The following is a 24,833-nucleotide window of genomic DNA, read 5'->3' as shown; positions in this document are numbered from 1 at the left end:
TCGCCGGCCGTGCCGCTCGTCCTGCTGCCGGGCATGAACTGCTCGGCCGGGATGTGGGGCCCGGCCGGCGCCGGTGCCGTGCACGCGGAGCTCGACCGGACCGGCATCGACGCCCAGGTCGACGCGCTGCTCGACGTCCTCCCGGACCGGTTCGCCCTCGCCGGCCTGAGCCTCGGCGGGATCGTCGCGATGGCGCTGACCCGGCGGGCCCCGGAGCGGGTCGCCGGGCTCTGCCTGCTCGCGACGAACGCGGGCCCGCCGACCGACGGGCAGCGCGCCGCCTGGGCCGCCCAGCTCACGCGTCTCGACGACGGCGCCACCGCCCGGGAGCTCCAGCTGCTCGACCTCCTGCTGGCGGACCGCACCCTGGACGACCGTGCCCTGCAGATGGCCGACGAGGTCGGGGAGCGCGCGCTCGCGGCCCAGCTCCGGTTGCAGGGCACCCGGATCGACGAGCGCCCGGGGCTCCGGTCGGTGGCGGTCCCCACCCTGGTGCTGGCGGGGGAGCGGGACCGGCTCTGCCCGGTCGAGCGGCACACCGAGATCGCGTCGCTGGTCCCCGGGGCGGACCTGCACGTGGTGCCCGGCGCCGGGCACCTGCTGCCGATGGAGGAGCCGGACACCGTCGCGGGCCTGATGGGCGGGTGGCTGGACGAGGTGCGGGCGCAGGCCGGCGCCGGGGCACACTGAGCCCGCCGCGCCCACCCGGTGCTGTGGGCTCGCCCAGCGCAGGCCGGCGCGGCGACTCGGGACGAAGCGGGACGTGTCAACGAGGCGCACGAGCGGGTCGTCGCCGCCCGGCGCAGGGCCATGGACGTGGCCACGAGTCGCACGGCCGCGGAACGGGCCACGAGTCGCACGGGCCGAGCCGTCGTCAGGTCCCTTTCGGGAGATCGCTGCCCAGGTAAGCGACTTTCCCGGATGCACCAGTCGGGAGCACCCGGTACGTGACGGGCGGTGACAGTCCCGACCGGCTCGTCGACGTGCCGGTCGTGGCGGTGCCGGTCACGGCGGTGCCGGATCGCGCCGGTGCCGGATCGTGGAGGCGCCGATGCCCGTTCCCGTCGCGACGCCCGTGCATGAGGCGCGCCAGGCCCACGACCGTCCCCGCCGACCCGGCTGACCCGGCCGACCCGCCGACCCGGAGCCCCGCCGCGTTCCGCGGAACGCGGCGCGAGCCGGACGTCGATGCGCCGACGCACCCCGTCACCGGGCCGCGCACCCCACGCGACGGGTGCGTCGACCCGGCACGGGGTGCGCCGGCCGGGCACGGGGTGCCGGGACGTGGGCTGGTCAGTCCTTTGCTGCGGCGAGTCCGCGGAACGACGCCATCATCACCGCGGTCAGGTTGTAGGCGACGAGCTGCGCCCCGTCGGCGAACGACTGCGCCGCCGCCTCCGCCGAGCCCGCCAGATCGGCGCGGACCGCACCACGCCCGGATTCCCGGACCGTGCCTCGCTCCGAGCCCTGCTCCGAGCCCTGCCCTGAGCCCTGCCCCGAGCCTCGCTCCGAGTCCCCGGCCGCGCCACGCTCCGGTGCGGGGGCCCCGGCAGTGCCCGCGGAGCCGTGGACCGCCGGATCGCCGTTGACCGTCGCGAGCAGCTCGGCGACCGTCGGATCCGCGTCGGTCCGGGACGCCCCCAGGTCGGCGACGCCGACCAGGTAACCGTCGATCCCGTCCACCCCGACGATCTCGCCGGCCCGGCTGATCGCGCCCGGTGACTCGAGCATCGCCAGGACCAGGACGTCGTCGGCGGACGCCCGGTGCTCGTCGGGGGTCACGCTGCCGAACCGGCCCGCCCGCGGGTACGTCGCGAAGCCACGCGTCCCGTGCGGCGGGTACCGCAGCGCGCCGGCGAGCGCGGTCGCCTGCGCGACGTCCTCGACGTGCGGTGCGACGATCCCCCGGGCGCCCTGGTCGAGTGCCCGCTGGGCGAGGTGGTGCTCGTCCTCCCCGGGCCGGACGAGCACGGGGAGACCGTGCGCGTCGGCGAAGGCGATGTGCGTGCGCAGCATCCCGACGTCGGCCGGGCCGTGCTCGCAGTCGATCAGCACGAAGTCCAGGCCGGCGACGGCGAGCATCTCGACGATCTCCTCGCACGGCATCCGGACCAGGGCGCCGGTGAGCCGTTCCCCGGCAGCGACCCGGGCCCTCACGCGATCATCCCCGCGGACAGGTCGACGTCGGCGCCGGACAGGCCCGGCATCCCGAGCATCGCGACGACCGACGCACCGACCTCGTCCTCGGTGATCATCCGGCCGAGCGCGGCGCGCCCGACGAACGCCTGCCGGGCCGTCTCGACGTCGGTCCCGGTCCGCTCCGCCTCGAGGGCGAAGTTGCGGTCCATCCGATCGCCCTCGACCGGCCCGGGGGACAGTGCGTTCACCCGGACCCCGGCCGGACCGGCCTCGAAGGCGAGCGTCGAGGTCAGGCCGAGCACCGCCGTCTTCGACGCGCAGTACGGCGTCCGCCGGGTCAGCGGCCGCTTGCCCGACACCGACGCCACGTTGATCACGTCGCCGTCGCCCCGGTCGAGCATCGCGGGCAGGAACGCGCGGCAGACGAGGTAGGTGCCGCGGACGTTGACGGCGAACACCTCGTCCCACTCCTCGGGCGTGACCTCGACCAGCGGCGCGACCGGCCCGGCGATCCCGGCGTTGTTCACGACGATCGAGATCTCCTCGCCGGCCAGCCGGGCGGCGAGGTCCTCGACCGACGCAGGGTCGGCGACGTCGCACACCTCCGCCCGCGCGGCGGGACCGATCCGGGCCGCGGTGGCCTCCAGGACGTCCGCGCGCCGCCCGGCCAGCACGACCCGGGCGCCGGCCCGGGCCAGGTGCGACGCGATCGCCGCACCCAGCCCGCTGCCGCCGCCGGTCACCAGCGCGGTGCGCCCCGTGACCGGCCCGCTCACGACCCGGCCACCGGGGACGGGGTGGCGGTGACCTCGTCGAGCCAGGCGAACCGGTCGCCGCCGTGACGCCAGGCGCGCAGGTCACCGGAGCGGGCGTGGCCCTCGAACAGCTCGACCCGCGACGCCCGCCCGCACACCCGGCCGAGGTCGGCGCTCGCCGCCGGGTCGCGGACCTCCTGGTAGGTGCAGGTCTTCAGGTACTTCCCGACCCACAGCCCGCCGGTGTAGCGGGCCGCACCGAGGGTGGGCAGCACGTGGTTGGTGCCGATCACCTTGTCGCCGTAGGAGACGCAGGTGTTCTCGCCGAGGAACAGCGCACCGTAGTTCCGCATCCGGTCCAGCGCCTCGCGCGGCTCGGCGGTGAACACCTGCACGTGCTCGGACGCCAGGTCGTCGGCGACCCGCCACATCTCGTCGGCGTCGTCGCAGACCACGATCCGGCCGTGGTCGCGCCAGGCGGGCCCGGCCATGTCGTTCGTGGGCATCCCCGGCAGGATCCTCCCGACGAGGTCGAGGACCTCGCGGCCGAGCCGCTCGGAGGTCGTGACCAGCACGGCGGGGGAGTCCGGGCCGTGCTCGGCCTGCGAGAGCAGGTCGACGGCGACGGTCAGCGGGTCCGCGGTGTCGTCGGCGATCACCAGGATCTCCGTCGGGCCGGCGAACAGGTCGATGCCGACCTCGCCGAAGAGCTGCCGCTTGGCCTCCGCGACGTAGGCGTTGCCCGGTCCGGCCAGCATGTCCACCCCGGACACGGACTTCGTGCCCAGCGCCATCGCGGCCACCGCCTGCACCCCGCCGAGGAGGTGGATCTCGTCGGCACCGGCGAGGTGCATCGCCGCGACCGTGGCCGCCGGGATCTCACCGCGGATCGGCGGGGTGGCGGCGACGACGTTCGGCACCCCGGCGGCCTTGGCGGTCACGATCGTCATGTGGGCCGACGCGGTCAGCGGGTAGCGCCCGCCGGGCACGTAGGCGCCCGCCGAGGCGACCGGCACGTGCCGGTGCCCGAGGACGACGCCGGGCAGCGTCTCGACCTCGACGTCGTGCATCGAGTCCCGCTGGGCGCGGGCGAAGCCCCGCACCTGGTCCTGCACGAACCGGATGTCGTCGACGACCTGCCCCGGGAGCGAGGCGATCAGCTCGTCGACCCGCTCCGGCGAGAGCCGGAACGACTCGGGCTCCCAGCCGTCGAACCGGGCCGAGTACTCCCGCACGGCCTCGTCCCCGCGGTCCCGGACGTCGGCGATGATCGCCCGGACCCGCTCCGCGACACCGTCGTCGCTGCGCCTCGTGACCGATCCCGACGCGCTCTTGAGTTCCTGCGACATACCGCCCTCTCTTGGTAGCATACGTATGCGCTGTGATTCCGCAGTGAACGGTGGCGGCGCGCCGCTGTCAAGGGGGCGGGTCGCCGGGCACTAGGCTCGACGGCCGGCGCAGGAAGGGCGGAGATGGTCACCAGTCGCGACGTGGCGAGGCTCGCAGGGGTGTCGCAACCGACGGTGTCGCGGGCACTGACCGACCATCCGCGGGTCTCGGCGGCGACCAAGCGCAAGGTCCGCGAGGCGGCGCTCGCGCTCGGGTACTCGACGAACGCGATCGGCCGGGCACTGTCGGTGGGCCGGTCGAACCGGATCGGCCTGGTCGTGGCGGACCTGGACAACCAGTTCTACGCCAACATGATCGGCCCGCTGCACGACGAGCTGGAGCGGCTCGACCGCGAGCTCGTGCTGATCACCGAGTCGGCGGGCAGTGCCCCGCTGGCGGAGCGGGTGTCGGCGCACGGGCTGGCCGGCGTCGTCCTGTCCACGACGACCGTCGACTCGATCCAGCCCGCCCGGCTGCGGGACCGCGAGGTGCCGTTCGTCTACCTCAACCGCACGGCGCCGAGCGTCCCGGCCGACGCCGTGACCGTCGACCCGGAGCCCGGGGTGCGCGCGGTCGTCGCCGAGGCCGTGCGGCTCGGGCACACCCGGATCGGCGCGATCTTCGGCCCGCGCAACACCAGTACCGGTGAGCTGCGCGAACAGGTCGTCCGCACCGTTCTCGACGAGCACGGGCTGGCGCTGGCCCAGCGCGACGTCCTGCACGGCCCGTTCGACTTCGCCACCGGCCGGGAGGGCTTCCGCACGCTGCACGAGCGGGCGGGCGGGCCGACCCTCCTGCTGTGCGGCAACGACGTCGTCGCGCACGGCGTGCTCGACGCGGCCGCCGGGGCCGGCGTCCCGGTGCCCGGGCACGTCTCGGTCGTCGGGTTCGACGACCTGCCCGTCTCCGGCTGGGCGATGGTCCGGCTGAGCACCATCGCCTACGACATGGACGAGGTCGCCCGCGAGTCGGCGCGGCTGCTGGTGTCCCGGCTGCGCGCCCCGGGTGCGGAGCCGGCGCACGTCGTCTACCCGACGCACTACGTCGCCCGCTCCACGGTGGCCGAGCCCCGGGCCTGAGCGATCCCCGCGGAAATCCCCGCGGAGCCCTTGCCCGGCGTTGTGCATACGCATACAGTCGATCGGGAACGGACTCCAGCGAGGAAGGACGACCATGGCGCTCGACCCGGTCGCGTACCAGCCCTACAACGACCCGGACGACTTCATCCGGGAGGTGACCGACCGGATCTGGGTCCAGCGCGACGTGTCCTACATCGTCGACAACTACGAGCCGGACTCGATCGTCCACGGCGGTCTCGGCACCGTCATCGGCCGCGACGGCGTCATCGACGGCAGCCTGATGCGGATCGCGGGCACCCCGCAGCACATCGGCGTCGCCGAGGACGTCGTGTGGGAGGCGCGCGGCGACGACGCGTTCCTCAGCTCCCACCTGATCTTCTCGGCCGACGAGATCCTCGTCGACGGCGTCGTGAAGCGGATCCGCAAGCGCAACATCGCCAACTGCCTCTACCGGCGCGGCCGGATGGTGGAGGAGTGGGTGGTGCGCGACGAGCTCGCGAACTGCCTGCAGATGGGGATCGACCCGGCCGAGGCGGCGCTCGCGCAGCGCTTCCGCGGATTTCAGGGCTCGATGACCGAGGAGCCCCCGAAGGACGTGCTCGCGGTCGGGGACAGCGGCCCGCGCCCGGACGACTTCCGGCCGGAGTGCGAGATGGTGCTGGAGTTCATCGACGAGGTCTGGAACTCCCGGCGCTACCAGAAGGTCGCCGACTACGCGCACCGCGACCTGTTCCTGCACACCGTCGGCGACCAGACCGTGCTGCGCCCGGACGGCTACCAGCGCGACCTGCTCTCCCTCGTCGCCCCGTTCCCGGACGCCCGGTTCGAGATCCGCGACGTGCAGACCAACCACACCGAGCGCTACGCCGGCCTGAGGGTCGCCGTGACCTGGGTGATGCGCGGGACCTACCGCGGCACCCCCGACTTCGGCCCGCTCACCGGCGAGGAGACCGAGCTGCTCGGCATCTCGCAGTTCCTGGTCCAGGACGGCCGGATCGTCAAGGAGTTCCGGGTCTACGACGAGATCGCGCTGCGCGCCCAGATCAACGCCGGCCGCACCGACGAGTTCACCGACACCAACATCTACTGACCACACGTCACGATCGGGAGCACTGACATGCACGACACGGTGGTCGGCCCGGACGAGATCGTCCGGCGCACCGTCCGGCACGCCGACTGGGTCCCGTGCAAGGCAGCCTTCATCGACTGCCGCACGCCCGGGTCCGACCGGAAGGACAACTACTCCTTCATCGGCCCCGGCGTCACCCAGAACGCGTCGCAGCACGTGAACCTGCGCGAGCCGCACGGGTTCAACCTCGGTGCCGCGGGCATGCCGAACGGCACCACGAACAGCCTGCACCTGCACTTCACGGCCGAGGTGTTCATCAACTTCGGTGGCGACTACCTGCTGCGGTGGGGGCCGGACGGCACCCAGGGCGAGTACCGCAGCGTCGACGGCGACATCGTCTCGGTGCCGCCGTGGATCTTCCGCGGCTTCACCAACGAGGGCCCGGACGAGGGCATCCTGCTCACCGTCCTGGGCCGCGACGACACCGGCGGCATCATCTGGGGCCCGACCGTCCTGGAGAACGCGGCCGGGCACGGGCTCTACCTCACCGCCGACAACCGGCTGATCGACACGGTGGCGGGCGACGAGGTCCCCGACGACGTCGCGCTGATCCGGCCGATGGCCCAGGCCGAGATCGACAAGCTCGACGTCTACACCGCGGAGCAGTTCCGCGGCCGCGTCGTGCACGAGGCCGACCGCACCTGGGTCGACGAGCCCTACCTCTGCTCGCGGGTGCCGGGCGGGGCCGCCGAGCTCAGCCCGGTGATCGGGTACGGCACGGTCGAGAGCCGCACCGCCGTGCCCCGGCTCGCCGAGCCGCACGGCTTCAGCCTGGCCTGGCTGCGCGCCGAGCCGGGGGAGGGCGTGCTCACCCACCGGCACGACGCGACCCAGGTCCTCACCGCGAAGGCCGGGCGCTGGGCCGTCACCCTCAACACCGGTGACGACGAGCGCACCGTCGAGATCGGACCGCTGGACACCGTGTCGGTCCCGCCCGGTGCGTGGCGCTCGGTCCGCCTGCTCGACGCCGGCCCGGGCCGGTCCGCGACGTCCGGCACCGGCGAGCTGCTGGTCGTCACCGGTGGCGACGGGCGGGTCCGTCCGGAGTGGAGCGACGACGTCGTCGCCGGCGCGCGGGAGCGCGGCCGGATGCTCGACGCCGACGGCTACCTCGCCCCCGCGGCCGTCCTCGCGTTCGCGACCGAGGACGACTGAGGGCCCGGCACCGATGGACGCGGCGACCACGGAGCGACCGACCGGCCCGGTCACGGTCGCCGCGTGCCGGATCCCGGCCCGGATCGACCGCCCCGACCCTGCGATCGCCGAGCGCCGCGTGCGCGAGGCGGTCGCGGGCGGGACCCGGCTCGTCGTGCTGCCGGAGCTCGCGGTCTGCGGCTACGCCTTCACCGACGCGGCCGAGGCGCGCGCGGCCGCCGAACCGCTGGACGGGCCCACCGTCGGACGGTTCGCGCGGCTGACCGCGGAGCTGGGCTGCGTGCTCGTCGCCGGGCTGGCCGAGCTCGCACCGGACGGGCGGGTGTACTCGAGCGCCGTCGTCGTCGAGGGGGGTGAGCTGCGCGCCGCCTACCGGAAGGTCCACCTGTGGGACCGGGAGGCGGAGCTGTTCTCGCCCGGCGACGCCCCGCCGCCGGTGGTCGCGACCGCGGCCGGGCGGATCGCCCCGATGGTCTGCTACGACCTGGAGTTCCCGGAGTGGGTGCGGGCCGCGGCCGAGGCCGGCGCCGAGATCGTCGCCGCACCGGTGAACTGGCCGTGGCGGCCCACCCCGGACGGCCAGCACCCGCTGGAGGTCGCCAAGGTCCGGGCGGCCGCCGGGGCCTACCGGGTGCACGTCGTCGCCGCCGACCGCTGCGGCACCGAACGCGGCGTCGCCTGGTTCGGCGCCGGCGTCGTCTGCGGGGCCGACGGCCACCTGCTCGCCGGACCCGGCGGACCACCGCCGGGGGAGCCCGGCGTGCTGTACGCCCGGCTCGACCCGGCCGGGGCGCGGGACAAGCGCCTCGGCCCGCACAACCACGCCCTGCGCGACCGCAGGCCCGAGCTGTACCGCGAGACCGTCCCCCCTCCGGAAGGAGCACCACCATGGCCGGCGTGACCTACGACGCGGTGACCCGTCGGTACCCGGGATCCCCCCGGGCTGCCGTCGACGCCCTCGACCTCGAGATCGCCGACGGCGAGTTCCTGGTACTCGTCGGGCCGTCCGGCTGCGGCAAGACCACCTCGCTGCGGATGCTCGCCGGCCTGGAGGACATCGACGGCGGCCGGATCCGGATCGGGGACCGCGACGTCACCGGTGTCGCACCCAAGGAACGCGACATCGCGATGGTGTTCCAGAACTACGCGCTGTATCCGCACATGTCGGTCGCCGACAACATGGGGTTCGCGCTGAAGATCGCGGGGACGCCGAAGGCGGAGATCGCCCGCCGGGTCGCCGAGGCGGCGCGGATCCTCGATCTCGAGCAGTACCTCGACCGCAAGCCGAAGGCGCTGTCCGGCGGCCAGCGCCAGCGGGTCGCCATGGGCCGCGCGATCGTGCGCCAGCCGCAGGTGTTCCTGATGGACGAGCCGCTGTCCAACCTGGACGCCAAGCTGCGCGTCCAGACCCGCACCCAGATCGCGTCGCTGCAGCGGCGGCTCGGCGTCACCACCGTCTACGTCACCCACGACCAGGTCGAGGCCATGACGATGGGGGACCGGGTCGCCGTCCTGAAGGACGGGCTGCTGCACCAGTGCGCCCCGCCCGGTGAGCTCTACGACCGCCCGGCGGACGTGTTCGTCGCCGGCTTCATCGGGTCTCCGGCGATGAACCTGCTGACCGTGCCGGTGACGGGCGACGGGATCCGGCTCGGCGACGTTCCGGTGCCGGTGGAGCGGGACCTGCTGGCCGGGGCCGGGGAGCGTGTGACCGTCGGTGTCCGGCCGGAGGACCTGAAGCTCGCCGACGAGGGCCTCCCGCTGGAGGTCGACCTCGTCGAGGAGCTCGGTGCCGACGCCTACGTCTACGGCCGCACGCGGATCGACGGCGCCGAGCACGAGCTGGTGACCCGGGTCGACGGGCGCCGTCCCCCGGCCCGGGGTGGCACCGTGCACCTGGTGCCGGATCCTGAGCGCACGCACCTGTTCGGCGCGGACGGGCTGCGGCTGGGCTGATCCCGCCGCGTGCACCGGGCCGGCCCGCCGTCGTCGGTGGGATGGGGGGCGAACGACTACTAGCGATTCGAACATGTGTTCGAGTACGATCGACGACATGACCGCGGTCCAGGAACCTCCACGCACCGGCCTCCCTGCCGGGGATCCGGGGTTCCCGCAGGTCGATCTGGCGCTGGTCCAGTTGGCCGCGGAGCAGGCCGCGCACGACGACTTGTCCGGTGTCTCCGAAGCGGAGTTGATCGACCAGATCCAGCAGCTGGAGTCGGTGCAGCACTCCCTCGCGGCGTTGCAGGCGACCCGGGTGCGGGCGTTCGCCCGGCTCCATGTGGAGAACGGCATCACGGCCGGGCGGACGGATCCGGATCGGCTGCAGCGGGGTGTGGTCGCGCAGGTCGGGTTGGCCTGCCGGGTCTCACCGACCGAGGCGCGGCGCCGGGTAAGTACAGCTCGGGACCTGCACGACGGTCTCGATCATGTGCGTGGGCTGTTCGGCGCCGGTGAGTTGAGCGCGGCGAAGGTGACGGCGGTGGTGACCGCCTGTTCGGATCTGGACCGCGCCGAACGCGCCGCAGTGGATATCCGCCTGGCCGCCCACGATCTGACCCGGCTCGGGATCCGGCGGTTGCAGGACCTCGTACGCAAGTTCGCCGCCGAGGTGGCGCCGGGGAAGTTCCTCGCCCGGGTCGAGTCCGCCCGCGCCGAGCGGCGGGTGACGCTGCGCCCGGCACCGGATGCGATGACGTATCTGACCGCGTACCTGCCGGTCGAGCAGGGCGTGGCATGTCTGGCCGCCCTGAACAAGGCCTTCACCGAGGTGTCGGTGAACCCCGCACCACTGACCCGGACCCGCGGGCAGGTCATGGCCGACACGCTCGTCGAGCGCCTCACCGGACAGGCGATCGCGACCGATGTGGACGTCGAGGTCCAGGTCGTCGTCCCGATCGAGGCGCTGCTGGACCCGGACTCGCCACTCCCGGCGGAGGTCCCCGGCCACGGCCCGGTCCCGGTCGACCTCCTGGCCACGAGCGAGGGGAGGAAGACCCTGCGCCGCCTGGTCACCTCCGACGGAGTCGTGATCGGCGGGGACTCCCGCCAGCGCACCTTCACCGGGCTCCTCGCCCGGCTGGTGCGGGCGCGGGCGGGGAACCGGTGCACCGAGCCGTACTGCGACGCCCCGGTACGCCACATCGACCACATCCACCGGGATGCCGAGGGCGGGGCGACCGAGCTCGACAACGGGCGCGGGGTGTGCGAGTTCCACAACCACGTCCGCGAACAAGCCGGCTGGCGCGTCGCCCGCGGGCCGGACGGCGGGGTGCGGACCACGACCCCGACCGGGCACACCTACCTCGCACCCGGTTGAAGGACGACGGGGGAGTCGGTCGTGCCGGTTCTACCGATCTCGCCATGTCAGTGGCGACAGCGTCACCGCCGCTTCCGCGACACGTCGCGTGGTCCCGGTGGTCAATGCCGCTCGCCACCCCGAGTTCGTACTCGCCGGCGGATGCACGACGACGGGCGACTCCCGCACCTGCGGGCAGGTGACGCCGTCGAGCGTGCGTGCGAACGGTGGACCGGACTCGGCCGGCCGGACCACGGCTCGGTCGAGCTCCTCGCCACCCCGGACGGGCTGACGATCGACGACGGGCGTCCGCGTCATCCCGAGTCCGGCTGACCCACCCGCGTCCGCCCGCTGCGGCGCTCCCACTCGGCCCGGACGTCGTCGCCGGTCGGCCGGGTCAGCAGGGACACCACGACGAACACGACCAGCCCCGACCCGATCCCGGCGAACACCGGCTCGTTCGCGTAGAGATCGCCGAGGGCCAGCATCGTCCCGAGTGTCGCGACGGTCCCGGTCGCCATCGCGGCCAGTGCCCCGGCGCGGGTGGCGCGCCGCCACACGAGCCCGCCGAGCACCGGCACCAGCAGACCGCCGACGAGGATCCCGTAGGCGAGGGTGAGTGCAGCGACGACTTCCTGGAGCAGGCAGGACACCGCGATCATCACCACCCCGAACCCGGCGACCGCCCACCGGTTCCCGGCGAGTTCGTCGTCGCCGGACGGGCGGCGGAACCGGCCGACCAGGTCCTGGTTGAACACGGTCGCGGTCGCCAGCAGCGCGCCGCTGGAGGTCGACATGACCGCGGACAGCGCCGCGGCGAGCACCAGGCCGGCGGCGACCGGGGGCATCGCTGCCTCGACGATCGCGGCGAACGCGTCGTCCCGCTCGGCGAGGCCGGGGACGATCACCTGCGCGGCCGTCCCGATCAGCGCGCCCGCGACGCCGTAGGCCAGGCAGTACAGGCCCGCCCCGGTCCCGGCCCAGTGGGCGACGGCGGGGGAGCGGGCGGTGAACACGCGCTGCCAGATGTCCTGGCCGATCAGCAGCCCGAAGCCGTAGGTGACGAAGTAGGTGACGATGGTGCCGCCGCCGATGGAGGTGAGCGACAGGGCGTCGGCCGGGACCGCGGCGGCGAGGCCGTCCCACCCGCCTGCCCGCCACAGCACCACCGGCAGCAGGACCAGGAAGATCCCGACCGTCTTGATCAGGAACTGGACGAAGTCGGTGAGCGTCACCGACCACATCCCGCCGAGCGTGGAGTAGACCACCACCACGGCCCCGCCGATCAGGATCGACGGCACCCGCGGCAGGTCCAGCAGCACCCCGAAGATCGTCGCGTAGGCGATCGTCGACGTCACCGCCAGCATCAGGGTGTACGCCCACATCACGATCCCGGCGGGCGCGCCCAGGCCGGAGCCGTAGCGGAGCTCCAGCATCTGGCCGACGGTGAACACGCCCAGCCGCTGGATCCGCGCCGAGAACAGCAGCGACAGCACCAGGATCCCGCTGCCGATGGCGACGACCAGCCACATCCCGGAGATCCCGTACTCGTAACCGAGCCCGACCCCGCCGATGGTGGAAGCTCCACCGAGGACGACGGCGGCCATCGTCCCCGAGTACAGCCACGGCCCGAGCCGCCGGCCCGCGACGAGGAAGTCGCTGCGGTCCCGGGTGCGGCGCCGCCCCCAGAACCCGAAGGCGATCATCGCGGCCAGGTAGAGGACGACGACGGCGATGTCCATGTCCCGGATCAGCCCTTCCGGTTGGCGGCCAGCACGGACAGCAGCTCGTAGGCGACGTGCGCCGCGGCGATCCCGGTGATCTCGGCGTGGTCGTACGCCGGGGCGACCTCGACGACGTCGGCCCCGACGACGTCCACCCCGACCAGGGACCGCAGCACGTGCAGCAGCTCCCGGGTGGTCAGACCACCCGCCTCCGGGGTGCCGGTGCCGGGCGCGTGCGCCGGGTCGAGGACGTCGACGTCGACCGAGACGTAGACCGGGCCGGTGCCCAGCCGCCGTCGCATCCGCTCGACGACGGCCGGGACGCCGTCGGTCTGGAACGCGTCGGTGCCGATCACCTGGAAGCCGAGGACCTCGTCGTCGGTGAGGTCGTGCTCGCCGTAGAGCGGCCCGCGGATCCCGACGTGCAGGCAGCGCTGCGGGTCGAGCAGGCCCTCCTCGGCCGCGTTGCGGAACGGCGTCCCGTGGGTGATGTCCGCGCCGAAGTAGGTGTCCCAGGTGTCGAGGTGCGCGTCGAAGTGCACGACGGCGACCGGGCCGTGGGTGCGGGCCACCGAGCGCAGCAGGGGGAGCGCGACGGTGTGGTCCCCGCCGAGGGCGAGCAGCGTGGAGCCGCCGGCACGCAGCCGGTCGGCGGCCTGCTCGATCGTCGCGATCGCCTCGCCGATGTCGAACGGGTTGATCCCCAGGTCGCCGGCGTCGGCGACCTGCTGCGCCGCGAACGGGGAGACCCGCAGCGGCGGGTGGTAGGGCCGCAGCAGCTTCGACGACGCCCGCACGTGCGCGGGGCCGAACCGGGCACCCGGCCGGTAGGAGACGCCGGTGTCGAACGGCAGTCCCAGCACGGTCACGTCGGCGCGCTCCACCTCGTCGATCCGGGGGAGCCGGGCGAAGGTGGTGGGGCCTGCGAAACGGGGGACGGCGCTGGCGTCCACGGGGCCGACGGGCATCGGACCTCCTCGGGTTCCGCACACCGTCCTCCCCGGACCGGCCCGGCAGAAGTGACAGAACGTCGAACCCGGCGCGATCATGCTCGACATGACGTCCATGCCTCCGGCCGGGGTGACCCTGCTGGACGATCCGGCCCTGCGGCTGGGCCGGGCGGCGGTCGAGGAGACCGACCTCGATCTGGCGGTGTCCGCGGCGGCGGTGTCGGAGCTGGTCGAACCGGGCGTCTGGCTGGAGGGCGGGGAGCTGCTGCTGACCGTCGGGTTCCTGCTGCCGACGAGCGCCGACGACCTCACCACCTACGCGCGGCACCTGCGGGCGCACGGCGTCGTCGCGCTGGCGGTCGGTCTCGGCACCGGCCTGCCGCACCGGCGGACGCCGCCCGCGCTGGTCACGGCGGCGCGCCGCACCGGGCTGCCGCTGCTGTCCGTCCCCGACGGCGTCCCCTTCGTCGCCGTCACCAAGGCGGTGTTCGCGCACCGGGACGCGGCCGAGCGCACCCGCCTCCAGTGGGCGCTCCGCACCCAGCGGGCGCTGACCGCCGCGGCCGTCAGCCCGGGCGGGGCGGAGCCGGTGCTGGCGGTGCACGCGGCGACGACCGGACGGTCGGCGGTGGTGGTGGACCTCCTCGGCCGGGTGCTCGCCGCCGCGCCGGTGGAGGGTGCGGCGGAGCTGGCCGCCGAGCTGGGACCGACGATCGGCACCGTCCGCCGGCAGGGGCTGCTCGGCGCCGCGGTCGAGGTCGGCCCGGTCCCCGGCGCCGACGACGTGCGCCGGCGCGAGGTGCACCCGCTGGGTTCCCGCCGGATCCGGGCGCTGCTGCTGATCGACGGCCCGGCCACCGGCCCGCACTCCCACCAAGGTCACCGGCGACCTCGTCTCGTTGCTGTCCCTGGAACTGGAACGGCGGCTCGGCCTGGACGCGGCCGCCCGCCGGGGCCGGGAACGGCTGCTCGCCACCCTGGACCGCGGCGTGGTCGACGACGACGTCGCCGGACGCCGGCTCGCCGCCGCCGGGCTGCCCGAGACGCCGCTGCGTGCCGCGGTCGTCGCCGCCCCACGGCCGGGCGAGCTCGCCGCCGACCTCGCGGCCGTCCTGCCGGACGCCCTGGTCAGGGTCGTCCCCGGCCCCGCCGACCCCGGGGACGCCGACGGGCGGGTGGAGCTCGCGGCGCCGGCCGGCGTGGACCTGGTCGCCGTGCTCGGCGCGCTCGCCGCGCACCGCCCGGCCGGGATCGGGATCGCCGTGCGGCCCGGGGCGCTGGCGGTGTCGCTGCGGCAGGCCCGCTCGGCGCTGCCGGTCGCCCGGCTGACGGGGCGGCCGGCGCACGCCGACGACGTCGCGTCCAGCCGGATGCTGCTCGCCCTGCTCGACCACGACCGGCTGCGCGCGTTCGCCGACGCCGTCCTCGGTCCGTTCGACGCCGACCCGCGGGGTGCGGAGCTCCTGCGGGCGGTCGCCGCGTTCGTCGAGCACAACGGGCACTGGGCGGCCACCGCGTCGGCGCTGGGCGTGCACCGGCACACCGTGCGGAACCGGATCGAGACCGCCGAGGGGGTGAGCGGGCGGCGGCTCGGGTCCGCGCAGGACCGGCACGAGCTGTGGCTGGCGCTGCGGGCCCGCGACCTCGGCCGTGCCGGGGCCCCCTGACCGAGCCCGCGGATCAGGCCGGCCGGGCGCCGATCGTCGTGCTGAGCCCCCGCCCGGCCTCCGCGACCGCGGCGGCCCGCGCCTCGCCGTCGGGGCCGGTGAAGTCCTCGCTGCGCCCGCCGAGGCTGACGGTCGCGACGAGCGCGCCGTCCGCCCCGAGGATCGGCGCGGCGACCGCCGACACCCCGCCCAGGTAGTCGTCCCGGCTCACCGCGATCCCGCTCGCCCGGGCCTCGTCGAGGTGCGCGGCCAGCTCCGCCGGGTCGACGTGCGTGGAACCGGTGAAGGCCCGTAGCTCGCCACCGAGCACCCGCTCGCGCAGCGCCGGATCGAACGCCGCCATCACGACCGGCGCCGCCGCCGCGTGGTACGGCAGCACCGTCCCGATCCCGATACCGGCAACGACCAGCGGCTTCCCGCCCTCGACGCGGTCGATGCAGACCGCTCCCGCGTCGGCGGGCACCATCAGGAACGCGGTGTCACCGAACCGGGCGGCGAGCTCCTCCAGGGCGGGTCGCGCCTCGGTGCGCAGGTCGAACTCGGCCAGCGCGGCGGCGCCGACGGCGAAGACCGGCATCCGGATCCGGTAGGCCCCCGCCGCGTCGCGGTGCACCCACCCGGCCTCGACGAACGAGGTCATCAGCCGGTGCACGGTCGGCTTGTTCAGCCCGCTCGCGGCCGTCAGCTCGGCGAGGGTGATCACCGGGCGGTCGGCGCCGAAGTGTTCGAGCAGACGGCAGGCCCGCAGCACCGAGCCGACGGTCTCCCGGCTCTCACCGGCCACGGTCACCTCACTGGTCGTGTCGTCGGGGCCTCAGGTTATCGAGCGGCTCGTCGATCGGTGCTGCCCGCTCGCTGCCGACGTCTTGACACATCGCCTCTCCTCCGGCCACATTTTCGGAACGCGTATCGCATCACGATACACAGAGAGGTGATCAGTGGAACTGCGCGAGATGATCTCGACGGAACTCGTCCGGGCCCCCGGTGTCTGGGACGGGCTGACCGCACGGCTGGCCGAGCAGGCCGGCTTCGGAGCGCTGTGTGCGTCCGGCTTCGCGATCTCCGCGGCGCTCGGCTACCCGGACGCGGAGCTGTACACGATGTCGGAGAACCTGCAGGCCGTGCGCACCGTGCGGGAGGCCAGCACCCTGCCGGTGGTCGCCGACATCGACACCGGCTACGGCAACGCGGTCAACGCGGCCCGGACCGCGCGCCGGTTCGCCGACGCCGGGGTGGCCGCGGTGTTCATGGAGGACCAGCGCTCCCCGAAGCGCTGCCCGCTGATCCCGGGGGCCGCGGTCGATCTCGTCGACGTCGCGGAGGCCGCGGGCAAGGTCCGGGCGGTGAAGGACGCGGCCGGCGACATGATCGTCATCGCCCGCACCGACGCGCAGGGCGAGGACGCACTCCGGAGGGCCGAGGCGTACGTGGAGGCCGGTGCCGACATGATCATGCCGGTGACGAAGACGTTCTCCACGGTCGAGGAGTGGGCCCGCTGCCGGGAGGTCGCCGGCGTCCCGCTGACGGCGACCCTCACGGCCTCGGCGTGGACCGAGCGCGAGTTCACCCCGGAGGTCATGGAGCAGGTCGGGGTCCGGCTCGCGCTGCTGCCGACCCAGGTGCTGATGGCCGTCACCGGGGCCGCGCAGCGCTGCCTGCAGCGCCTGGCCGCGGGCGAGCCGCCGGCGTCGGTGAGCGCCGACGGCATGGGGCACCACGACTTCGTCGGCCTGATCGGGATGGACGAGATCGAGCGCCAGCAGCACGCCTACCTGCCCGCGGCGGTGTGACGATGGGATCGACGATCACCGAGAAGATCCTCGCCCGGGCCGCGGGGGTGGAGTCGGTGCGGGCCGGGGAGAACCTGCCGGTGCGCCCCGACCACATGATCGCGTACGACTTCCCCGGCTACACCGACGTGATGTTCCGGCAGATGCACGACGACTTCGGCATCCGCGAGCTCGCCGAGCCGGAGCGCTACGTCGTCTTCATCGACCACATGCTCACCCGCGGCGACGCCCGCGAGCAGGAGGTCCACCAGGTCACGCGGGACTGGTGCGAGTACTACGGGATCGCCCTGCACGAGGCCCGCGGGATCGGGCACCAGGTGATGGCCGAGCTCGGCTACGCCCGGCCCGGTAACTTCCTCGTCCACTTCGACGGGCACGTCTCCGGGGCGGGCGCGTTCGGCGCGCTCGGCTGGGGCGTGCGCCGCGACCTGCTGGAGGCGTGGGTCTCCGGGCAGATCTTCCTCGACGTCCCGGCCACGACCCGGTTCGAGCTGACCGGGGAGTTCCGGCCCGGCGTCGACAGCCGGGACCTGGTGCACCGCATCATCGGCGACCACGGCGCCGACGGCTGCGCGCACCAGGTGATGGAGTTCGGCGGGCCGGGCGCCCGGGCGATGCCGATCGACCAGCGGCAGGGCCTGTGCGGCATGGCGATGTTCACCGGCGCGGTGTCGGCGGTGTTCGAACCGGACGAGGCGGCACTGGAGTACGCCCGCCGGACCGGCGCCACGGATCTCGTGCCGCAGTCGCCGGACCCGGACGCGGAGTACCGGGCCGTCCACCACTACGACCTGTCGACGATCACACCGCAGGTGGTCCTGCCCGGCTCGGCCCGTTCCGCGCACACTCGCGACGCCGCCGACCTCGACGGGACCGCGGTGACCAAGGCGTTCATCGGCTCCTGCGCGTCGGGCCGGATCGAGGACATCCGGGCGGCCGCGCTCGTCCTCGACGGCCGCCGCGTCGCGCCCGGCGTCGAGCTGAACGTCGTCCCGACCTCGGAGGCGGTGCACCGGCAGGCCGAGGACGAGGGCCTGCTCGACGTGCTCCGCGCGGCCGGGGCACAGATCGCCCGGTCGAGCTGCGACTTCTGTTTCGGCTATCAGAAGCCGTTGCAGCCCGAGGAGAACTGCATCTCCACCGGCGTCCTCAACATCTCCGGCCGGATGGGCAGCACCGCCGCCAACATCTACATGGGATCGGCGTCGACGGTCGCCGCCAGCGCCGTCGCCGGCAGCATCACCGCCGCCGGGGAGGGGACGGACCGGTGAGCGCGAAGCGCGACTACCCGCCGCCGCCCGACGTGATCACCGGCCGCGTGGCCTGGGTGTTCGGCGACGACTTCGACATCGACCTCGTGACCGGCGTCGAGAACATCAAGTCCTACGACGCCGCGTTCCTCCGCGGCGTCGTCATGCAGGCCTACGACCCGGGCTTCGCCGACCGGGTCCGGCCCGGCGACGTGATCGTCGGCGGCCGGAACTTCGGCTACGGCCACCCGCACTACCCGCCGATGGTCGCGCTGCGCGACCTCGGCATCGCCGCGGTGCTCGCCGAGTCGTTCTCGCCCGGGTTCTGGCGCGGTGAGACCTACAACGGGATGCCGCTGATCACGGTCCCCGGCATCACCGCCGCCGTGGCCACCGGCGACGACCTGAGCCTCGACTGGCGTGCCGCCGCCGTCACCCTGGCCGGCGGCCGGACGCTGCAGGGCACCCCGCCCGCCGAGCGGGTCGCCCGGGTCATCGAGGCGGGCGGCTCGTTGAAGCTGCTGCTCGCCGAGCACGCGCGCACCTGACACCCCACCACCTCGATCACTGCCGATCTGGAGCACACGTGTCCGAGACGACCTCGCCGCCCGGCGCCGGGACCTCCGCGCCGCCGTCCACCCTCTCCGCCCGCCGGGCCGCCCTCGCCGGCGGCGTGGGAACGCTGATCGAGTACTACGACTTCAGCGTCTACGCCTTCCTCGCCGTCACCCTCGGCCCGCTGTTCTTCCCCAGCGACGAGCCCGGGGTCTCCATCCTGCTCACGCTCGCCGTGTTCGGGTCCGCCTACGTCATGCGCCCGATCGGCGGCTGGTTCTTCGGCCGCCTCGGCGACCGTCGCGGACGCAAGCACGCGCTCGTCGTCACCGTCGTCACGATGGGCGTCTTCTCCGGTGTCCTCGGCCTGCTGCCGGACTTCGCGACGGCCGGCGTCCTCGCCCCGGTCCTGCTCGTGCTGGTCCGCCTCGCGCAGGGGTTCTCCGCCGGTGGCGAGATCGGCGGCGCGGCGACCTACGTCGCCGAGTCCGCGCCACCCGGGAAGCGCGGCCTCTACGGCTCTCTCACCCCGGTCGGCTCGACGCTCGGGTTCTCGGTCGCCGCCGCCGTCGTCGGCCTGGTCACCGCGTTCACGACACCCGAGCAGATGTCCGCCTGGGGCTGGCGGATCCCGTTCCTGATCGCCGTCCCGCTCGCGGTCGTCTGCCTGTGGGTGCGGGTCAAGCTGGAGGACACCGCCGAGTTCGAGTCGATGGCCGAGCGCAAGGAGGTCGTGCGCAGCCCGCTGCTCAGCGTGGTCCGGGAGCGGCCCGGTGCGGTGCTGCGGGTGGTCGGCATCGCGATCGCGATGAACGGGACCGGCTACGTCGGCCTCACGTACTTCAGCACCTACCTGATCCAGACCCAGGGGTTCGACAAGCAGGCGGTGTACTGGGCATCGGCGATCGGCATCGCGCTGGCCTGCGCCACCTACCCGCTGGCGGGCATGCTCACCGACCGGTTCGGCCGCAAGCCCGTGCTGCTGTCGGCCTACGCGCTCTACCTGGTGATCGCCTGGCCGGCGTTCGCGCTGCTCGGGGCGACGTCGAGCATCGTGGTGGTGACGCTGGTCTACGTCGTCTACATGGCGGTCAACGGTCTCGCCCAGGTCCCGGCGTTCCCGCAGTTCACGGAGCTGTTCCCGCGTCGCGTCCGCTACACCGGCGTCGCGCTGGGCTTCAACATCGGCACGATCCTCGCCGGTGGCACGGCCCCGTACGTGTCCGCGCAGCTCGTGCAGAGCACCGGGAACCCGATGTCGCCCGCGTTCTGGGTGCTGGGCGTCGCGCTCGTCGGCGTCGTCACCGTCCTGACGCTGCGCGAGACCGGCCGGGAGCGCCTGCCGGTGTAGCGGGTACACCGGAGCCATGATCGACCGGTTCGACGGCTGGATCTCCGGACTCGGCACGCAGGAGGGGCGGCGGATCGTGGTCGGGCACTGGCCACGGTCCCCGCTCGGGTCCTTCACCGACGTGATGACGGAGGACGCCGGCGGCACCCGGACGCTGCTGGCGCCCTCCGGCGACGTCGCGGCGTTCGTGTCCGCCACCTACACGTTCGACGAGGTCCGGGTGGTCCCGGTGACCCACACCGTGCGTGGCGACCGGCGCCAGGTCGTCGCCGGCCCGCTGGAGGTCGCCTGGCGGGTCGGCCCGCGCCCGCCGCTCGGTCTGCTGCTGGCGGCCGTGCCCGGGCCGGTCGCCGTGAACCGGTACTGGCTGCGGGCGATCGACCCGCTGGCCCGCCGCGTCCAGCCGGGTGTGCGGACCGTCGGCAGCGCGGGTGGTGGGCGCCGCGAGTACTACGGAGCCCGCGACCTGCACCGGATCGCGGCCGCCGTCGTCCGCTGGGACGGCGTGGACCTCGGCGGCCTCGCACCCGTCGTCCCGGCGGTGCGGTTCGGGTTCGGTTCGGCGCCCGCCTGCCCGTCGCACGTGCGGATCACCACCCTGGTCGAGCGTGCCTTGACGTGACGTGAGCCCGCCCGTGAAGGTGATCCGACAACCGAAGACGGCGGACGGGTCCGCAGGAAGCCGGCGCGAGTCCGGCGCGGTCCCGCCACTGTGAGCCCTCGCCCTCCGGGGGAGGGGAGCCAGACACTGCGCCTGCCCGCCGCGCCCACCTCCACCCGGGACGAGGATCCCGAGGAAGGTCCTTTGCGATGACGCGCGCCACGACCGGGGACGACGCCCGGTGATCCTCCTTCTCTCGACCTCCGACACCGACCTGCTCTCCGCCCGGGCCTCGGGCGCCGACTACCGGCTCGCCAACCCGAACCGGGTGGTGCACGACGAGCTGGCGGCGATGGCCGACGAGGCCGACGTCGTGGTCGTCCGGGTGCTCGGTGGCTACCGGTACTTCGAGGAGGGCCTGGACCTGCTGCGGACCCGGTCCACCCCGCTGGTCTGCCTGGGCGGCGAGATGGCCCCGGACGCCGAGATGATGGAGCTGTCCTCCACCTCGGCCGGCATCGCGGCGGAGGCGCACACCTACCTCGCCCAGGGCGGTACCGGGAACCTGCGGCAGCTGCACGCGTTCCTCTCCGACACCGTGCTGCTCACCGGTGAGGGCTTCGAGCCCCCGGAGGAGCTGCCGGAGTGGGGGATCCTCGCGCGCGACGCCGCCGAGCTCGACGGCCCCACCGTCGCCGTCCTCTTCTACCGGGCCCAGTACCTGGCCGGGAACACCACCTACATCGAGGCGCTCTGCGACGCGATCGAGGCGAAGGGCGGGCGCCCGCTGCCGATCTGGTGCGCGTCGCTGCGCCAGGCGCCGTCCGCGCTGCTGGACACCCTGCGCGACGCCGACGCCATGGTCGTCACCGTCCTCGCCGCCGGCGGCACGAAGCCCGCCTCGGCGCAGGCCGGTGGCGAGGACGAGGAGTGGGACGTCACCGAGCTCGCCGCACTCGACGTCCCGATCCTGCAGGGGCTGTGCCTCACCTCCTCCCGCGCGACCTGGGAGGAGAACGACGACGGCCTGTCCCCGCTCGACGTCGCCACCCAGGTGGCGGTGCCGGAGTTCGACGGCCGCCTGATCACCGTCCCGTTCTCCTTCAAGGAGACCGACGACGACGGCCTCTCGGTCTACGCCCCCGACCACGAGCGGGCCGCCCGGGTCGCCGGGATCGCGGTGAACCACGCGAACCTGGGCCGCGTCCCGAACGCGGACAAGAAGATCGTGCTCATGATGTCGGCCTACCCGACCAAGCACGCCCGGATCGGCAACGCGGTCGGCCTGGACACCCCGGCGAGCGCGATCGCGCTGCTGCGGACGATGGCGGCCGCGGGGTACGACACCGGGGACTTCCCGGGTGTCGAGGCCGGTGACGGCGACGCGCTGATGCACGCGCTGATCGAGGCCGGCGGGCAGGACCCGGACTGGCTGACCGAGGAGAAGCTCGCCGGGAACCCGATCCGGATCTCCGGCGAGACCTACCGGTCCTGGTTCGAGACGCTGCCGGCGGACTTCCGCGACGGCGTCACCGGGCACTGGGGCGACGCGCCCGGCGAGCACTACGTGTCCGGGGGCGACATCGTCGTCGCGGCACTGCGCTCGGGCAACGTGACGCTGATGGTGCAGCCGCCCCGCGGGTTCGGCGAGAACCCGGTCGCGATCTACCACGACCCGGACCTGCCGCCGTCGCACCACTACCTGGCCGCCTACCGCTGGCTGGCGGCGCCGGTCCCGGACGGCGGGTTCGGCGCGCACGCGATCGTGCACATCGGCAAGCACGGCAACCTGGAGTGGCTGCCCGGCAAGACGCTCGGGATGTCGGCGTCGTGCGGCACCGACGCGGTGCTGGGCGACCTGCCCATGGTCTACCCGTTCCTGGTCAACGACCCGGGCGAGGGCACCCAGGCCAAGCGGCGCGCACACGCGACGCTGGTCGACCACCTCATCCCGCCGATGGCCCGCGCGGAGAGCTACGGCGACATCGCGCGGCTCGAGCAGCTGCTCGACGAGCACGCCAACATCTCCGCGCTCGACCCGGCCAAGCTGCCCGCGATCCGCCAGCAGATCTGGACGCTGATGACCGCGGCGAAGATGGACCACGACCTGGGCCTCGACGAGCGCCCGGACGAGGACGTCTTCGACGACATGCTCATGAACGTCGACGGCTGGCTGTGCGAGATCAAGGACGTCCAGATCCGGGACGGCCTGCACGTCCTCGCGCTGGCCCCGTCCGGCGAGCAGCGGGTCGACCTGGTGCTCGCGATGCTGCGCGCCCGCCAGATGTGGGGCGGCGAGCAGTCGGTGCCCGGCCTGCGGCAGGCACTCGGCCTGGTCGAGGACGGCTCCGAGACCGGCGCCCGCACCGACGCCGTCGAGACGGTGGCCCGCGCCCTGGTCGCCGGGATGGAGAACCGCGGCTGGGACGCCGTCGCCGCGCCGGAGGTCGTCGCCTCGGCGGACGAACTCCCCGGGGCGGATCTCGCCGCCGTGGAGACGATCCTGCGGTTCGCCGCCGACGAGGTCGTGCCCCGCCTCGACGCCACCGCGCACGAGCTGGACCGGGTGCTGCACGCCCTGAACGGCGGTTTCGTCCCGGCCGGGCCGTCCGGCTCGCCCCTGCGCGGGCTGATCAACGTGCTCCCGACCGGGCGGAACTTCTACTCGGTCGACCCGAAGGCCGTCCCGTCGAAGCTCGCCTGGGAGACCGGGCAGGCGATGGCCGAGTCGCTCGTCGAGCGCTACAAGGCCGACCACGGCGAGTACCCGAGCTCGGTCGGGCTGTCGGTGTGGGGGACCAGCGCCATGCGGACCTCCGGCGACGACGTCGCCGAGGTCTTCGCGCTGCTGGGCGTCCGCCCCGTCTGGGACGAGGCGTCGCGTCGCGTGCGGGATCTCGAGGCGATCGGGCTCGACGAGCTCGGCCGCCCCCGGATCGACGTGACCGTCCGCATCTCCGGGTTCTTCCGGGACGCGTTCCCGCACGTCCTCGCCCTGCTCGACGACGCAGTGAAGCTGGTGTCCGAGCTCGACGAGCCGGCCGAGCAGAACTACGTCCGCGCGCACGTGCTCGCCGACCGCGAGCGGCACGGCGACGACCGCCGTGCCCGCACCCGGATCTTCGGCTCCAAGCCGGGCACCTACGGCGCCGGCCTGCTCCAGCTGGTCGACTCGCGCGACTGGCGGGGCGACTCCGACCTGGCCGAGGTCTACTCGACCTGGGGCGGCTACGCCTACGGCCGCGGCCTCGACGGCGTCCCCGCGCGGGACGACATGGAGAACGCCTACCGGCGGATCGCGGTGGCGGCGAAGAACATCGACACCCGTGAGCACGACATCGCCGACTCCGACGACTACTACCAGTACCACGGCGGCATGGTCGCCACGGTGCGCGCGCTCACCGGCTCCGCGCCGGCCGCGTACGTCGGCGACTCCACGCGGCCCGAGTCGGTCCGCACCCGCAGCCTGCACGAGGAGACGTCCCGGGTGTTCCGTGCCCGGGTGGTCAACCCGCGCTGGATGGCCGCGATGCGCCGGCACGGCTACAAGGGCGCCTTCGAGATGGCCGCGACCGTCGACTACCTGTTCGGCTGGGACGCCACCACCGGCGTCATCGCCGACTGGCAGTACGAGACCCTGACCAGCGAGTACGTGCTGGACCCGGAGAACCGCAAGTTCCTCACCGAGTCCAACCCGTGGGCGCTGCACGGGATGGCGGAGCGGCTGCTGGAGGCCGTCGACCGCGGACTGTGGGAGTCGCCCGAGCCCGCCACGCTGGACGCGCTGCGCCAGGCGTACCTCGAGTCGGAGGGCGACCTCGAGGACGACGAGTAGGTCCCGGGGCAGAGCCTGTCTCAGAATGAGACAAGGATAGGCTGCCCTAAGCTGTTAGCTCTGTCACTGTCGAGCACGTCGCTCCGCGGCGTCGGATTCCGGCCGGATCTGCTCCGGCCGGAATCCGGAGATTCGTTCGGATTCCGGCCTGGGGACACGTGTGTCC

The 24,833-nt window shown here is 73.8% G+C and carries 21 protein-coding genes, 1 pseudogene and 1 riboswitch; of the genes and pseudogenes, 16 read left to right on the top strand and 6 right to left on the bottom strand.

Going from position 1 to position 24,833, the window contains the following annotated elements; translation table 11 throughout:
* Window positions 1-9 precede the first annotated feature (9 nt).
* The gene (locus tag AD017_RS01680; RefSeq protein WP_060572453.1) at window positions 10-690 is read left to right on the top strand and encodes an alpha/beta fold hydrolase; all 681 of its coding nucleotides are present in this window, start codon (window positions 10-12) and stop codon (window positions 688-690) included.
* Between the two features lie 603 nt (window positions 691-1,293).
* Here AD017_RS01680 and AD017_RS01675 read toward each other — a convergent pair.
* Genes AD017_RS01675 through hisD form a run of 3 tightly spaced genes read right to left on the bottom strand, consistent with a single transcriptional unit; the run spans window position 1,294 to window position 4,243 of the window.
* The gene (locus AD017_RS01675; RefSeq protein WP_060572451.1) at window positions 1,294-2,157 is read right to left on the bottom strand and encodes an HpcH/HpaI aldolase/citrate lyase family protein; all 864 of its coding nucleotides are present in this window, start codon (window positions 2,155-2,157) and stop codon (window positions 1,294-1,296) included.
* Complete coding sequence (locus AD017_RS01670; RefSeq protein WP_060572449.1) at window positions 2,154-2,915, bottom strand: SDR family NAD(P)-dependent oxidoreductase; 762 nt, start codon at window positions 2,913-2,915, stop codon at window positions 2,154-2,156. Before AD017_RS01670 ends, AD017_RS01675 begins: the two co-directional genes overlap by 4 nt.
* The gene (hisD, locus tag AD017_RS01665) at window positions 2,912-4,243 is read right to left on the bottom strand and encodes a histidinol dehydrogenase (RefSeq protein ID WP_060572447.1); all 1,332 of its coding nucleotides are present in this window, start codon (window positions 4,241-4,243) and stop codon (window positions 2,912-2,914) included. Before hisD ends, AD017_RS01670 begins: the two co-directional genes overlap by 4 nt.
* 159 nt (window positions 4,244-4,402) lie before the next feature.
* Between hisD and AD017_RS01660 the strand changes: the two genes are divergently transcribed.
* The 7 genes from AD017_RS01660 (at window position 4,403) to AD017_RS35115 (ending at window position 11,277) form a co-directional block, all read left to right on the top strand.
* On the top strand, window positions 4,403-5,362 hold the full coding sequence (locus tag AD017_RS01660) for a LacI family DNA-binding transcriptional regulator (RefSeq protein WP_168172837.1): 960 nt from the start codon (window positions 4,403-4,405) through the stop codon (window positions 5,360-5,362).
* Between the two features lie 94 nt (window positions 5,363-5,456).
* Window positions 5,457-6,452, top strand: a complete 996-nt coding sequence (locus AD017_RS01655) for an ester cyclase (RefSeq protein WP_010223863.1) — start codon at window positions 5,457-5,459, stop codon at window positions 6,450-6,452.
* A gap of 27 nt (window positions 6,453-6,479) precedes the next feature.
* Window positions 6,480-7,646, top strand: a complete 1,167-nt coding sequence (locus AD017_RS01650; protein ID WP_010223865.1) for a hypothetical protein — start codon at window positions 6,480-6,482, stop codon at window positions 7,644-7,646.
* Window positions 7,647-7,659: 13 nt separating this feature from the next.
* Window positions 7,660-8,547, top strand: a complete 888-nt coding sequence (locus tag AD017_RS01645; protein WP_060572445.1) for a nitrilase-related carbon-nitrogen hydrolase — start codon at window positions 7,660-7,662, stop codon at window positions 8,545-8,547.
* A complete protein-coding gene (locus tag AD017_RS01640) occupies window positions 8,535-9,602 on the top strand; it encodes an ABC transporter ATP-binding protein (RefSeq protein WP_060572443.1) in 1,068 nt (355 codons plus the stop codon). Before AD017_RS01645 ends, AD017_RS01640 begins: the two co-directional genes overlap by 13 nt.
* 97 nt (window positions 9,603-9,699) lie before the next feature.
* Complete coding sequence (locus AD017_RS01635; protein WP_060572441.1) at window positions 9,700-10,965, top strand: HNH endonuclease signature motif containing protein; 1,266 nt, start codon at window positions 9,700-9,702, stop codon at window positions 10,963-10,965.
* Between the two features lie 141 nt (window positions 10,966-11,106).
* On the top strand, window positions 11,107-11,277 hold the full coding sequence (locus tag AD017_RS35115) for a hypothetical protein (protein ID WP_168170485.1): 171 nt from the start codon (window positions 11,107-11,109) through the stop codon (window positions 11,275-11,277).
* On the opposite strand, the gene AD017_RS01630 is transcribed toward AD017_RS35115, so the two are convergent.
* Window positions 11,259-12,686 carry a sodium:solute symporter gene (locus tag AD017_RS01630; protein ID WP_060572439.1) on the bottom strand — a complete coding sequence of 476 codons (1,428 nt, stop codon included), beginning with the start codon at window positions 12,684-12,686 and terminating at the stop codon, window positions 11,259-11,261. The genes AD017_RS35115 and AD017_RS01630 overlap by 19 nt on opposite strands.
* A gap of 8 nt (window positions 12,687-12,694) precedes the next feature.
* The gene (gene speB / locus AD017_RS01625) at window positions 12,695-13,636 is read right to left on the bottom strand and encodes an agmatinase (protein WP_060572437.1); all 942 of its coding nucleotides are present in this window, start codon (window positions 13,634-13,636) and stop codon (window positions 12,695-12,697) included.
* Window positions 13,637-13,715: 79 nt separating this feature from the next.
* Here speB and AD017_RS37305 point away from each other — a divergent pair.
* Together AD017_RS37305 and AD017_RS34275 are read left to right on the top strand one after the other, a co-directional pair.
* Window positions 13,716-14,051 (top strand): annotated as a pseudogene (locus AD017_RS37305) (PucR family transcriptional regulator ligand-binding domain-containing protein); the annotation flags it as partial.
* A 466-nt stretch (window positions 14,052-14,517) separates the two neighbouring features.
* Window positions 14,518-15,285: a CdaR family transcriptional regulator gene (locus AD017_RS34275; RefSeq protein ID WP_060572433.1), complete on the top strand. Its 768-nt coding sequence runs from the start codon at window positions 14,518-14,520 to the stop codon at window positions 15,283-15,285.
* A gap of 13 nt (window positions 15,286-15,298) precedes the next feature.
* Here AD017_RS34275 and AD017_RS01610 read toward each other — a convergent pair whose 3' ends face one another.
* Complete coding sequence (locus AD017_RS01610; protein WP_227012633.1) at window positions 15,299-16,069, bottom strand: IclR family transcriptional regulator; 771 nt, start codon at window positions 16,067-16,069, stop codon at window positions 15,299-15,301.
* Window positions 16,070-16,223: 154 nt separating this feature from the next.
* Between AD017_RS01610 and AD017_RS01605 the strand changes: the two genes are divergently transcribed.
* The 6 genes from AD017_RS01605 to cobN all read left to right on the top strand — a co-directional run bounded on the left by AD017_RS01605 (window position 16,224) and on the right by cobN (window position 24,667).
* Window positions 16,224-17,075 carry an oxaloacetate decarboxylase gene (locus AD017_RS01605; protein WP_202968821.1) on the top strand — a complete coding sequence of 284 codons (852 nt, stop codon included), beginning with the start codon at window positions 16,224-16,226 and terminating at the stop codon, window positions 17,073-17,075.
* 2 nt (window positions 17,076-17,077) lie between these two features.
* Complete coding sequence (locus AD017_RS01600) at window positions 17,078-18,346, top strand: aconitase family protein (protein WP_170918152.1); 1,269 nt, start codon at window positions 17,078-17,080, stop codon at window positions 18,344-18,346.
* The gene (locus AD017_RS01595) at window positions 18,343-18,873 is read left to right on the top strand and encodes a 3-isopropylmalate dehydratase (RefSeq protein ID WP_060572431.1); all 531 of its coding nucleotides are present in this window, start codon (window positions 18,343-18,345) and stop codon (window positions 18,871-18,873) included. The genes AD017_RS01600 and AD017_RS01595 overlap by 4 nt, the downstream gene beginning before the upstream one ends.
* 38 nt (window positions 18,874-18,911) lie before the next feature.
* A complete protein-coding gene (locus AD017_RS01590; protein WP_010225973.1) occupies window positions 18,912-20,231 on the top strand; it encodes an MFS transporter in 1,320 nt (439 codons plus the stop codon).
* A gap of 16 nt (window positions 20,232-20,247) precedes the next feature.
* Window positions 20,248-20,853, top strand: a complete 606-nt coding sequence (locus AD017_RS01585; protein WP_060572429.1) for a hypothetical protein — start codon at window positions 20,248-20,250, stop codon at window positions 20,851-20,853.
* Between the two features lie 53 nt (window positions 20,854-20,906).
* A riboswitch (cobalamin riboswitch) is annotated at window positions 20,907-20,982 on the top strand.
* Window positions 20,983-21,073: 91 nt separating this feature from the next.
* A complete protein-coding gene (cobN, locus tag AD017_RS01580; RefSeq protein ID WP_060572427.1) occupies window positions 21,074-24,667 on the top strand; it encodes a cobaltochelatase subunit CobN in 3,594 nt (1,197 codons plus the stop codon).
* The last annotated feature ends 166 nt before the right edge of the window (window positions 24,668-24,833 follow it).

This window comes from Pseudonocardia sp. EC080619-01, assembly GCF_001420995.1.
Lineage (GTDB): Bacteria > Actinomycetota > Actinomycetes > Mycobacteriales > Pseudonocardiaceae > Pseudonocardia.
This window is presented reverse-complemented; position numbering and strand designations above follow the sequence as displayed.